Here is a 9,416-nt window from a genome sequence, read left to right on the forward strand (position 1 = left end):
GACGAGGAGCAGATGGCAAGAGCCGCAAAAGGCCCCGCGACCAAGGACAAAAGCGCGGATGAAGGTAATGTCATACCTTTGCAGCCGCGCTCTCAGGTGGCCGCAGAATACCAGCCCTCAGACGATGAGGCTGCCGCCGTCGCGCGCTGCAGGAAGCGCAAAGGCTCCGGAGCCACGCTCCCGCAGATGAAGTGCGAGATGAAGCAGACGGGCGACAATACGTTTGATGCCGTCCTGGGTGTAGACCATCCCGACAAGACCATTGCCTATCAGGTAATCGCGGACGCCCTGAATACCGGGGACATGCCGATAGTTTACGGGTGGCTTCGGGAGGCGACTGGGCTTGGCATGAAACCGAACGCCAAGATGGATATGGAGCAGGCAAACTACGGCATTGCCATCGCTGCGGGCATCAAACCTCGTGACACCGTGGAGATGATGTTGGCTCTGCAAATGGCCGCCGTACATATCGCGACCATGAAAGCTGTGGCGGGACTCTCGGCCTCTTCGACCGTCAAGGGAATGGCAATCTATGAAGCAAGCCTCAACAAGCTGGGCCGGACATTCACGACACAAATGGAGGCACTGAAGCGCCACCGCAGCAAAGGCAACCAACGGATCGTCGTGGAGCGCGTGAACGTGTCTGAAGGCGGCCAGGCTATCGTTGGTGATGTTCACGCGGGAAGCGGGAGGGGGTAGGAAAGATGAAAACCGAGCCGGTCAATCCCTTGCACCTTGCTAATGCCGCTCCTCGCTGTTCGGCAAAATCCAAGCGGTCAGGAAAGGCATGTCGCAGCCCTGCCGTGAGAGGCAAGCGCGTTTGCAGGATGCACGGTGCAAAAGCCGGCGCCCCTACTGGTGTTGCCAATGGTCGATACAGGCACGGTCAATTCACGTGTGAGGCGGTCAACAGACGGGCTGCGGTGGCGGCTTTAATCCGACTAGCGCGGGCGTCCGCTGCGGATCTCTGAGTCCGTAGTGCTGCCGATGCGTGAGTAAGAAGTACGCTGCGTCGCCGTCCAACCGCATCGTTTGACTTACTTGCGGCGAGGCATCAACCCGACACTCATGTTTCAACCAATCTCTCAGCAACCGTTTCGTGCCTCGTGCATTGGGATAGTTCCAAGGGCCGTGTCAATCGGGCATGGCGGTAGCGGTGAACAGTGAGGTTTTCCCGATTTCCCTCACTGGCCAACGAAACGGCAGACGAGCGCCTATCCCGCCCGGTCCTTGTTGCATCCTCATAGGAGGTCGACATGGCAAGGACAGCATACGAACACGGAGCAAGAGAGCTTAAGCCTCGTTCAGGTTCCGATCCAAACGACGACTTCTCGCAAAAGGCCGCCGAGAACAGAAAGCCGCCACGAGGTATTGGGCTGACCGATCCGCCTGGCGAACACAGCGAAAGCGACAAGTCCGATTTGCAGAATAAGCCAACGAGTAATCCCGAGGCGGATGCTAAAGGTCAGTCGGAGAAGCGCCACAAAGGTGGAAGCAACGATGGGGTGTCGAGCGCAAACCCACGCGTCCTGTCAGGCAATGATGACGGCGACGCCACATTCCCTTTCAAGTCCAAGAATAGGTGAAGCCATGAGTAATGCACCTAAAGACGGCAAGCCCGGAACGACAGACCAATCTCCCCGATGGGAAGGCCCTGCAGAGACGCGTCCACGTGGCTATCTTCCTGCGGAGGATGATCCCGAGACGGAAGAAGATGCGGCAGGTGAAACCCTGAAAAAGCCAGACCGAGATGGTGCCACAGATTTTGCGAAGACGCGGAACCATCCGTAAACTGGTGTCCCGGCGTCGCGTCCATGCTGCGAAAGCAAACCATCTGATGAACGGATAGCAGCACCTCTATGAGTGACCTGCGGAGGCTGGTATTCGCCGCATTGGACCATGCCAAGCGGGCTGGCCACTTCGCGGAAGGCGAGCAGCTTCATGCAGCGACGGTGAACGATATCGTCTGCGATATGCTCGCATACGACGACGAACTTGAAGATTGTGAGGACTGTGCCTGCCTCGAACCTTTCGTTCTCGAATGGATGAGGATGAACGATGCATAGATACTTCGGCCACAGACTGCCTGCTACCAGACAGTGCCGTGCCGACCGTAGAAGATGAAGCCGGAGTCAAGCACTAGGCATATGCGCCTTTGCGCGGTCTCCCTTATGCAGCAAAGCTGCTAGAATCTCTTCTTCTTCGTGAATTCCGTGCCGATAGATCGCCATAACCTCGGTAGCGACGGCCTGCCGGTCGGAGTCGCAAGACACTCCTTGCCATGCGCAATAACGCTCTACCACCCGGGCCAAGCAATGCACGTCACTAGGCTGATAGGTGTCGCTCATCAAGGCCTCCCTGATCCGAGCCCCGACTTATCCTCTACCTCGCCCGGTTGGAGTCAACCTCGGTATCGCTACCATTATCAACCATCAACTAAAGTAGCATGATCAGGTCAGCTTCCTGGCATGCTCCATCAGCTTGTCGCGGTTGTTGCCGTAGCGCTTGATTAACTCACGGGCCTGTTCAGGTGTGATGCCAGCCTGCTTGGAGAGGTACGCTATCTCGTAATCCTCGTCACCAGCAACCTTGCTCCGGTCGCGGTTGTCAGTCTTGCTCTTGTCGTCGGCCATCGTCGCTTCCTCGTCGAACACTCGACGTTAACTGGGACGGCGTGCCCGAAGTTCCATGACGATGTCCCGCGCAGCACGCCACTTTTGCCTTTTTTCGGTGGCGCAGAATACAGCCCCGCTTCGGTGGGGCTTGTCATATATGCCCTAAGCGCTCCCCTCCGTCTCGGTATCCTCGTCGAGCTTCATCAGAACCGGTATGCTAGGCCTGCGATGATATCATGGGTCTTCAAGCTGTAATCGGAATCGATCTGCCAAGCATAAAGCGGAACGTCGGCTTTGCCGTAGTCGGCGTACCGATACTCGAACCGCGCGATGACCTTCTCCGTTAGTGCAAAATCTGCGCCAGCACCGGCTGTCCAGCCGACTGACGTTTCGGAGTAGGTGATGGACTGCGGCGGTTCCCAAATGACCTTGGGGTCGATGTTCTGATGAGTGATGTCGTAAGAAGCCCACCCGACGCCGGCGGTCACGAACGGCAGCCACCGGCCGGCCGCATACCCAGCGCGCGCTCGCACGGAGCCGGACCAGTTGAGATCAGCTTCCAATAGCTGACCGTCAAACCAGGTCGGCATAACGTTGAGCGTCAGGCCGTCATGGGCCGACGCCAATCGGCGGGCGATGTCAGCCTCAATGCCAAGCACCAAACCAGAGGCGAGATGGGTCTGATAGCCGCCAAAGATACCCGCGAAGCCGTCTTCTAGGACATGGTTCGAAACGAAGTTGAAGTCCGGCTCGCCAGCATAGAAACTGCCGTCGCTCCACCCGTATCCCACCATGGCGCCTGCGTAGAACCCTGACCAGTCAAGGGCTGGGTCGGCATTCGCCGAACCGCACGCGCCTAACGTCAACAAACCTGCAATCCAACCCCGCATGCGCCACTTCCACTCCAAACCGCCTGCATCGTACGGTTGAAGCCGGCAGCGATGCAAGCGGGCAACAAAAAGCCCGGCGCGAAGGCCGGGCTCTGCCTAAGGCTTGGGAGAACAATCAGAACTGGTAGTTCAAGCCAATTTTGACGGTGTGCAACTGGTTGTCGAAGGAGAATGGCTCGTCCATGCTCCCGTCGACATGGCCATAAGTCTCGCCGCCGAAGTCGGCGAACATATATTCGGCCTTCACGGTCCACTGGTCCGTAAAGGCATGTTCGATGCCCGCGCCGATTGTCCAGCCGACACGGGTCTCGTCGCCGAAGCCGGCTTCGTTTCCATCGAAGCCCCATTTGCCATCGCTGTCCTCGTTGCCGACGCCATCGAACTCGCCACCCGCGTTCTTCATGGTGGCAAAGGCAACGCCGCCTTTGCCGTAGAACAGTGTGCGATCGGCAGCATAGCCGACCCGGCCGGTAACCGACCCGAAGAAACCGTATTCGGTAAAGAGACCGTCGTCGTCATCGTTTGGATCTGTGTAGGTCTTATCGTTTGAGACCCAACCCAATTCAGCCTCCGGACCGAATACCCAAGAGCCGCTCTGGAAATTGTAGCCAAGCGTTGCGCCGAGAGTGAAACCGTCGTCGTTTATACTCAGTTGGGCCCCAGGCGTGGCGCCGCCATACTCCTCGCCGGTGATATCCGTGGCCTTGGTCCGGCTATGCGCCCAGCCACCAAAAACGCCGACATATACGCCTGACCAGTCGTAGGCGCCGTCGACCACGACAACGTCTTCCACGACGGCATCCGCCGCATAGGCCGGAACTGCCGTAGCCATCGCAAGAGCCGCTGCAAGCAACCGTATTCTCATAAGAGTTGTCCCCGACCGAGTTGATGATTGCAATTAGCACGGCTTGGTTGAGCAGTCTGTTACCCAACGGCAACATCCGACGGCCCGATTCTGGCGGTATGCGCCCTGTTCATTCCATGTCCGGAACGTCGCCGGCCTGAAAGAGCGTCGTCGGCTCGCCGTATTCGCCGATCGCCGGGTTGGCCTCGCGGCTCCATGCAATCACTCCAGCATGTTTCGTCGCGAGCGCCTTGGCCGTCCGGATCGCGCGTTCCTCACTCTGCTGCTCGGCAGGTCCGTATGCCGCTACCAGCTCGCCGTCTTCGCCACGATCAAACGCCGCAGCGACGATGAGCTTCGGCATCTTGCGTTCAGGAAGTTGGCTCACAGCGGATTGACCATAGTGGCGTCATCGTTCGGCTTGTCGGCGCGGCTCGACGCGTTGACCGCGCGATCGACGCGATGGAATTTCAGCTCACCGTCTAAATTTTTCGACAGGAGCGGCTTCACGTCAGGCAGCAGCGTGGCTGGGTGCAGCCATGCGTCATAGGCATCGGGTGCCAGAATGGCCGGCTGGCGGTCGTGCAACTCACTCATCGGCTCTGCCGCCGGCATGGTGATAATCGTGCAACTGGTAATGCCGAGATTGTCATTGTGCGCCCACAGGCCGGCAAAACTGAATGGCTGGTTGTCAGGCAGGTGGATGAACCAGGGATCACGCTTCTTGTCGGCCGGGCTGATCGTCCATTCATAAAAGCCATCGGCCGGGATCAGGCAACGCTTCGACTTCCATGCATCCTTGAAAGCCCCTGATGTGTCGACTGTCTCGATGCGCGCATTGAACATCGCCGCCTTGGGCATTTCCTTCGCCCACCATGGCACGAGCCACCAGCGACCTTCCCTGACCTGCTGGGCACCATCCTCGTCTGCCGTGACGAAATAGACATCCTCTGTCGGCGCGATGTTGTAGCGGGCCTGGGTGTTGCGGCCCGTCTCGCTCGCCGGCAGCAGGCTGTACATGCGGTGTATTTCAGCCCAGGTGTGGAAGCGGGTGAAGCGACCGCACATACCTATCCCTCCCTTTTTCCACAGTGAACAAAAATGGAACAAAAGAGTCAATGGACGGATTGACCAAGCCGGCCCTGCGCTCCTAATTCGGTGCATGCCCGAACCATATTGGCCGAAACGCAAAGGAGCATACTGGCTGTCCGAAGCGGCCAAGAACGGTCAGTACGCGTCGATCAAATGCACTTATTGCAAGCGGCACCGGTACTATTTCATTGCCGATCTGCTGACCGCGTTCGGTGACATGGAATGCGATGATGTTATCCGGGCGACCGGCCTTCGGTGTCGGCAGTGCGACGGGAAGGGGTCTCTGGATTTCAGGCTAGGTGGTCCGCCCAGCGATATGGCTGACCTTGCCATCCAGCGAAAGATTGAGCGCGTCGTCTACACCCGCAGAATTGTCTGGAAGGACAAGCGGGGTGTGTGAGTTATCAGAATGTGCAGCGGCTCAGTTGCACGTTGTTCCGGGCTTGAAGGATTTGAGCAAATGGTCGATCACAGGGCCAAACTCAGCAATGTCGGCAGTATCGTATTCGAGAAGGAAAAAGGCGGAGCCAGAATCGCAAATCGCGATTGCGCGCTCGTACATGACGCGGTCCCCTTTGGTGCCTGACCAACTCGCCCACGTCTCATCTCTTTTCTCGTATGTGACATTCCAGCCGTAAGAGCGGGTGAGTTCAATTCGCTCCCTAACTTCGGATTTGAAATTGCCTTCTGTGAGATGGCTTCCCCAAATCGATAGCTCAGCGTTTCCATCAGCCGACTTTGCGATTCCGCCATCGCCATTGGTTGACTCCACGATCCCGGAAAAGCCTGGAGGGATATCGATCCAGAATCCGAAACGGGGATTGCCGTATAGCGTCCAGGAGCTATCGCCGTACGACGCAGGTTGTTGAGAGCCGCCACACGCTGCTTTGAAGTCCATAAGCTTTGCGCCATCGCCGGGTCGAGGAGCAAGCGAGAAGCGTTCCCCCCCAACCTCTATCTCTGCACCTTCGGTACTTGAGTTGTTCCAGTGCTCGAACACTGCTTCAGCGTTTCCAATCGTCAGCGAAAGCATCCAACCACCATCAAGCTCGTTAGATGAAACTTCAATCGAGTTGATTGCGAGCGTCGTGGGCCAACCACCAGCCAGCAACAACTGACCCTCTGCCGCGCCTTCCGTGCCAATAATCAAACTGGCAGCAATGCGCTCCACAGGTCCGACAGTAACGGTGAAATTTGCAGAGCCGAACTCACCACAAGAAAGGGAGTGAGAGATACATTCTGGGACTTCGTCGCCTGAGCATTCGCTGTAGTCGATAGAGGCCCGTTTCTGCGCCTCATCTTTCGTCAAGTACGCGTGCAATTCACTACCGTGGGCGGAGGCTGAAAACAGCCATGCAAGTCCGATGGCTAACGGACCAAGTGCTTTAGGCATCATCACCTCCTGGCTTTGTCATCCGCACGCCAGCCCCACCGCCATTCTCCGGGATGAACTGAACGCCGGCCTTCTCTAGGGCTTTCTGGACTGCGTCCAAATTCGCAACCGAGCTTCGGCCTGTGCCGATTGTCTCCATTCGTTGAATTGTCGCGAACGAAACACCTGACCGTTCCACCAGATCGTTTTGCGTAAGCCCAAGGAGTGCGCGCGCAGCCCTGATTTGCGAACCTGAAATCACGTTGACTTTCCTCGCCTGTGATATTGCCAATCTCATATGTGCGATAATTTATCGCATATGAGCAAGATAATGCTTGAATCATAGTGAACGCCGTGCTATAAAATACATCACACACGCTAAAGAAACAAGCACAGGGAAAATGGAATGCCGCTTCTCGTAGACACCACCCCGAACCTCCTGATCGACATTTACCGGACCTTGCCGCAGGAAGCCCGCGCAGAGTTTCGCGACGTGGCCGGCGACTTCTCCTATGGCCTCAACGCCACCATCGAAGGTGCGCACCGCGCCATGAAGAGTTGGGTTGCCTCGCCTCCGTCATGGATTAGCGCTGCCCGCCAGCAGGCCCGCCAGCGCTTTCTTGCCACTCTCGACAACTTCACGGAGGCACAGGCTCTCGCCGCCTAGCCAGCGGCACACAGGCTTCGTAGCGAAACAACCCGGAGCATTCCAATGGCCCGCCGCCGCAAGCGCCTAGACCCGAAGTTCGCAGCCTTCGCCCTCACGGCGAACAAAGCCCTTCTTGACGCCTTCCGCGCCCATGGCATCGCTACCAGTTCCCTCGCCCATTTCGACCGTGAAGCCGGTCGCGTTGTGGACGACATCATAGCCCTGATGCAGCTCGCAGAGAGACGCTGCACCACGGCCTAAAAAGTCAACACGCGGGAGAATACCAATGCTGAACAAGACCGTTCAGGCAGCCGCCGAAGGCATGCCTAATCTCAACCGCCGCAACCTGCTCGCCGGCCTAGCCACCGCTCCGGTTGTCGCCCTCCCCGCAGTAGCAGTTGCTGCGGTGGAACCGGTGACCGCTCAAGAGCGTCTGGACGCAGCCATTGCCGAATTGAAGGCAGCGGCGTCCGAACTCTGGCCCGACGCGGATATTCACCGGGAGCATGTGGGCACGCCCGGCGACACGGCCGAAGCGCTTCCTGTCATGGTTATCGTGGGACGTTCGGCGCGCGTTTGTCGTGTCCCATGGTCAGGCCCCGACGTCTACGAATGCCGCGACGAGAAAACCGGACAACAGCCGATCTATTGGGTAGAGAAAACCGCCAAGGGATACCGCTGTGCACATTGGTGGAAGGGTGCACGGCAGGGAGGGTGGTTGCGCTACTCAGAAAGCCGTCTGCGCCTTGTCCGTGTGCTGGAGGGCTGACCGATGATGGCCAAGGATTTCGGACCTTGAGGGTGGCCTGTGGGACGCCCTCAACATGGCAGAGCTCGCCGCCGATCATGTAACAGCGCTCCATGGCCATCGGACAGCCAAGGGCTTTCTGATCGATGAAGGTAGCATGCGTCTGCTGGCCTTCGCGACCATGCACACCCTGACACTTGTTGAAAGGGCAAAGGCGGAATGGTCCGACGCCATGGCGGCTGCGCGCAAGGCGGAGGGCTGATCGAGGGACGACCTCCAGGACATCAACGCCGCCACCCACAATCTGCACCAGCTTCTGAAAGTCTTGGCGGATTATGTCTACGACATCCCGAGTCCCGATACAGAGGCCCGGAGCGCCGTGAACCGCGCCGCTGCTCTCGCCACGCTCGCGAGAGACGAGGCATACCGCATTGACGATTCAATAAACGCGTTGGTGGGCGCCACCCTCCAAAAGAAAAAGGGGGCGGTGCGATGACCGATCCCCTTGTCGTCCTGATCAATGAATATGAAGCCGCAAAGGCCGCCCTGATCGCTTCCCCTCGCGATGACGACTCCAAGGAGGAACCGTTCGGGGAAGCCTATGCCGCCTTGGCCGATAGCCCGCCCGCCGCAACAACATTGGAGGGTGCTGTCGCGGCCGTCCGGCTGGTCATGCACGAGGAAAAGACTTGCGGCAGCCAGGAGGAATTCACGGTCACTATGCTGGCCGCAGCGTTGGCCTATTTCGATGGAGGCGCGACATGAAAAGCGCTCCAGCCGATTTAGCCAACGTGGATGGCGTGTTCTTCCTCACCATCAATAGCAAAGACCGCGCCTCAATCGCTACCACCATCGAGCGGCTCATATCCATTCTCGACGCGATGGACCCCGACCCTGATCTGGAGCCGTGGCTTTCTGGTCAGCTCGGGACCGGCGACCTTGGCGACGACCGCGAGGAAGAATGTGAGGACGAGGGCGCTCAGTGTGACGACGAGGGCGAACCGGATTGGTGCATTGCCGATGAAGACGCGCTAGCGCCGATCTGTAGCATCCGGGAGGCCGTACGATGACCTCCCTGCGGCTCCATCTGGCAAAGCCATCCTCAAGAAACGCTAGTTCCGAGTGGGGAGGATTTATCCACCGCCGAAAGTCGGGTTCACTATCTCAACATGCTCAGGTGCTACCGGCGTCTTAAGCGAACCCAGT

General features: G+C 58.3%; 19 protein-coding genes. 11 read left to right on the forward strand and 8 right to left on the reverse strand.

The genetic code is table 11. The features are described 5' to 3' along the window. Nucleotides 1–12 precede the first annotated feature (12 nt). The 5 genes from ABMA32_RS13935 to ABMA32_RS13955 all read left to right on the forward strand — a co-directional run bounded on the left by ABMA32_RS13935 (nt 13) and on the right by ABMA32_RS13955 (nt 2,066). Nucleotides 13–699: a hypothetical protein gene (locus ABMA32_RS13935; protein ID WP_349014347.1), complete on the forward strand. Its 687-nt coding sequence runs from the start codon at nt 13–15 to the stop codon at nt 697–699. 5 nt (nt 700–704) lie between these two features. After that, complete coding sequence (locus ABMA32_RS13940; protein ID WP_349014349.1) at nt 705–971, forward strand: HGGxSTG domain-containing protein; 267 nt, start codon at nt 705–707, stop codon at nt 969–971. A gap of 285 nt (nt 972–1,256) precedes the next feature. After that, complete coding sequence (locus ABMA32_RS13945) at nt 1,257–1,586, forward strand: hypothetical protein (RefSeq protein WP_349014350.1); 330 nt, start codon at nt 1,257–1,259, stop codon at nt 1,584–1,586. Between the two features lie 4 nt (nt 1,587–1,590). Next, on the forward strand, nt 1,591–1,791 hold the full coding sequence (locus ABMA32_RS13950; protein ID WP_349014351.1) for a hypothetical protein: 201 nt from the start codon (nt 1,591–1,593) through the stop codon (nt 1,789–1,791). A 68-nt stretch (nt 1,792–1,859) separates the two neighbouring features. Next, nucleotides 1,860–2,066 carry a hypothetical protein gene (locus tag ABMA32_RS13955; protein ID WP_349014352.1) on the forward strand — a complete coding sequence of 69 codons (207 nt, stop codon included), beginning with the start codon at nt 1,860–1,862 and terminating at the stop codon, nt 2,064–2,066. A gap of 66 nt (nt 2,067–2,132) precedes the next feature. Here the strand turns inward: ABMA32_RS13955 and ABMA32_RS13960 are convergent, their stop codons facing one another. The 8 genes from ABMA32_RS13960 to ABMA32_RS13995 all read right to left on the reverse strand — a co-directional run bounded on the left by ABMA32_RS13960 (nt 2,133) and on the right by ABMA32_RS13995 (nt 7,111). After that, nucleotides 2,133–2,348 (reverse strand): hypothetical protein, encoded by a 216-nt coding sequence (locus ABMA32_RS13960; RefSeq protein WP_349014353.1) that lies wholly within the window; start codon nt 2,346–2,348, stop codon nt 2,133–2,135. A 102-nt stretch (nt 2,349–2,450) separates the two neighbouring features. Next, nucleotides 2,451–2,633 carry a DUF3606 domain-containing protein gene (locus tag ABMA32_RS13965; protein ID WP_349014354.1) on the reverse strand — a complete coding sequence of 61 codons (183 nt, stop codon included), beginning with the start codon at nt 2,631–2,633 and terminating at the stop codon, nt 2,451–2,453. 185 nt (nt 2,634–2,818) lie between these two features. Continuing rightward, nucleotides 2,819–3,505, reverse strand: coding sequence for an outer membrane protein (locus ABMA32_RS13970; RefSeq protein WP_349014355.1), 687 nt, complete (start codon nt 3,503–3,505; stop codon nt 2,819–2,821). A gap of 115 nt (nt 3,506–3,620) precedes the next feature. Beyond that, nucleotides 3,621–4,370 (reverse strand): outer membrane protein, encoded by a 750-nt coding sequence (locus ABMA32_RS13975; protein WP_349014356.1) that lies wholly within the window; start codon nt 4,368–4,370, stop codon nt 3,621–3,623. 109 nt (nt 4,371–4,479) lie between these two features. After that, nucleotides 4,480–4,713 carry a hypothetical protein gene (locus ABMA32_RS13980; protein ID WP_349014357.1) on the reverse strand — a complete coding sequence of 78 codons (234 nt, stop codon included), beginning with the start codon at nt 4,711–4,713 and terminating at the stop codon, nt 4,480–4,482. 20 nt (nt 4,714–4,733) lie between these two features. After that, complete coding sequence (locus ABMA32_RS13985; protein ID WP_349014358.1) at nt 4,734–5,417, reverse strand: SOS response-associated peptidase; 684 nt, start codon at nt 5,415–5,417, stop codon at nt 4,734–4,736. Nucleotides 5,418–5,862: 445 nt separating this feature from the next. After that, complete coding sequence (locus ABMA32_RS13990; protein WP_349014359.1) at nt 5,863–6,834, reverse strand: hypothetical protein; 972 nt, start codon at nt 6,832–6,834, stop codon at nt 5,863–5,865. Next, nucleotides 6,827–7,111, reverse strand: a complete 285-nt coding sequence (locus ABMA32_RS13995; protein ID WP_349014360.1) for a helix-turn-helix domain-containing protein — start codon at nt 7,109–7,111, stop codon at nt 6,827–6,829. The genes ABMA32_RS13990 and ABMA32_RS13995 overlap by 8 nt, the downstream gene beginning before the upstream one ends. 108 nt (nt 7,112–7,219) lie before the next feature. On the opposite strand from ABMA32_RS13995, the gene ABMA32_RS14000 reads away from it, so the two are divergent. The 6 genes from ABMA32_RS14000 (at nt 7,220) to ABMA32_RS14025 (ending at nt 9,280) form a co-directional block, all read left to right on the forward strand. Further along, nucleotides 7,220–7,480, forward strand: a complete 261-nt coding sequence (locus ABMA32_RS14000) for a hypothetical protein (protein ID WP_349014361.1) — start codon at nt 7,220–7,222, stop codon at nt 7,478–7,480. Nucleotides 7,481–7,525: 45 nt separating this feature from the next. Further along, nucleotides 7,526–7,723 (forward strand): hypothetical protein, encoded by a 198-nt coding sequence (locus ABMA32_RS14005; RefSeq protein WP_349014362.1) that lies wholly within the window; start codon nt 7,526–7,528, stop codon nt 7,721–7,723. A 25-nt stretch (nt 7,724–7,748) separates the two neighbouring features. Continuing rightward, a complete protein-coding gene (locus ABMA32_RS14010) occupies nt 7,749–8,231 on the forward strand; it encodes a hypothetical protein (protein WP_349014363.1) in 483 nt (160 codons plus the stop codon). A 55-nt stretch (nt 8,232–8,286) separates the two neighbouring features. Then, a complete protein-coding gene (locus ABMA32_RS14015) occupies nt 8,287–8,472 on the forward strand; it encodes a hypothetical protein (RefSeq protein ID WP_349014364.1) in 186 nt (61 codons plus the stop codon). Between the two features lie 230 nt (nt 8,473–8,702). Then, a complete protein-coding gene (locus ABMA32_RS14020; protein WP_349014365.1) occupies nt 8,703–8,975 on the forward strand; it encodes a hypothetical protein in 273 nt (90 codons plus the stop codon). Beyond that, nucleotides 8,972–9,280, forward strand: coding sequence for a hypothetical protein (locus tag ABMA32_RS14025; RefSeq protein ID WP_349014366.1), 309 nt, complete (start codon nt 8,972–8,974; stop codon nt 9,278–9,280). The genes ABMA32_RS14020 and ABMA32_RS14025 overlap by 4 nt, the downstream gene beginning before the upstream one ends. Nucleotides 9,281–9,416: the final 136 nt, after the last annotated feature.

Source organism: Mesorhizobium quangtriensis (assembly GCF_040081925.1).
In the GTDB taxonomy this organism is placed as follows: Bacteria; Pseudomonadota; Alphaproteobacteria; order Rhizobiales; family Rhizobiaceae; genus Mesorhizobium_K; species Mesorhizobium_K quangtriensis.

What these genes read in the sequence shown, in the direction of transcription:
- ABMA32_RS14000 (WP_349014361.1), top strand. Translation starts at nt 7,220, where the DNA reads ATGCCGCTTCTCGTAGACACCACCCCGAACCTCCTGATCGACATTTAC.
- ABMA32_RS14005 (WP_349014362.1), top strand. Translation starts at nt 7,526, where the DNA reads ATGGCCCGCCGCCGCAAGCGCCTAGACCCGAAGTTCGCAGCCTTCGCC.
- ABMA32_RS14015 (WP_349014364.1), top strand. Translation starts at nt 8,287, where the DNA reads ATGGCAGAGCTCGCCGCCGATCATGTAACAGCGCTCCATGGCCATCGG.
- ABMA32_RS14020 (WP_349014365.1), top strand. Translation starts at nt 8,703, where the DNA reads ATGACCGATCCCCTTGTCGTCCTGATCAATGAATATGAAGCCGCAAAG.
- ABMA32_RS14025 (WP_349014366.1), top strand. Translation starts at nt 8,972, where the DNA reads ATGAAAAGCGCTCCAGCCGATTTAGCCAACGTGGATGGCGTGTTCTTC.
- ABMA32_RS13955 (WP_349014352.1), top strand. Translation starts at nt 1,860, where the DNA reads ATGAGTGACCTGCGGAGGCTGGTATTCGCCGCATTGGACCATGCCAAG.
- ABMA32_RS13950 (WP_349014351.1), top strand. Translation starts at nt 1,591, where the DNA reads ATGAGTAATGCACCTAAAGACGGCAAGCCCGGAACGACAGACCAATCT.
- ABMA32_RS13975 (WP_349014356.1), bottom strand. Translation starts at nt 4,370, where the DNA reads ATGAGAATACGGTTGCTTGCAGCGGCTCTTGCGATGGCTACGGCAGTT.
- ABMA32_RS13940 (WP_349014349.1), top strand. Translation starts at nt 705, where the DNA reads ATGAAAACCGAGCCGGTCAATCCCTTGCACCTTGCTAATGCCGCTCCT.
- ABMA32_RS13980 (WP_349014357.1), bottom strand. Translation starts at nt 4,713, where the DNA reads ATGCCGAAGCTCATCGTCGCTGCGGCGTTTGATCGTGGCGAAGACGGC.
- ABMA32_RS13965 (WP_349014354.1), bottom strand. Translation starts at nt 2,633, where the DNA reads ATGGCCGACGACAAGAGCAAGACTGACAACCGCGACCGGAGCAAGGTT.
- ABMA32_RS13990 (WP_349014359.1), bottom strand. Translation starts at nt 6,834, where the DNA reads ATGCCTAAAGCACTTGGTCCGTTAGCCATCGGACTTGCATGGCTGTTT.
- ABMA32_RS13985 (WP_349014358.1), bottom strand. Translation starts at nt 5,417, where the DNA reads ATGTGCGGTCGCTTCACCCGCTTCCACACCTGGGCTGAAATACACCGC.
- ABMA32_RS13945 (WP_349014350.1), top strand. Translation starts at nt 1,257, where the DNA reads ATGGCAAGGACAGCATACGAACACGGAGCAAGAGAGCTTAAGCCTCGT.
- ABMA32_RS13970 (WP_349014355.1), bottom strand. Translation starts at nt 3,505, where the DNA reads ATGCGGGGTTGGATTGCAGGTTTGTTGACGTTAGGCGCGTGCGGTTCG.
- ABMA32_RS14010 (WP_349014363.1), top strand. Translation starts at nt 7,749, where the DNA reads ATGCTGAACAAGACCGTTCAGGCAGCCGCCGAAGGCATGCCTAATCTC.
- ABMA32_RS13935 (WP_349014347.1), top strand. Translation starts at nt 13, where the DNA reads ATGGCAAGAGCCGCAAAAGGCCCCGCGACCAAGGACAAAAGCGCGGAT.
- ABMA32_RS13995 (WP_349014360.1), bottom strand. Translation starts at nt 7,111, where the DNA reads ATGAGATTGGCAATATCACAGGCGAGGAAAGTCAACGTGATTTCAGGT.
- ABMA32_RS13960 (WP_349014353.1), bottom strand. Translation starts at nt 2,348, where the DNA reads ATGAGCGACACCTATCAGCCTAGTGACGTGCATTGCTTGGCCCGGGTG.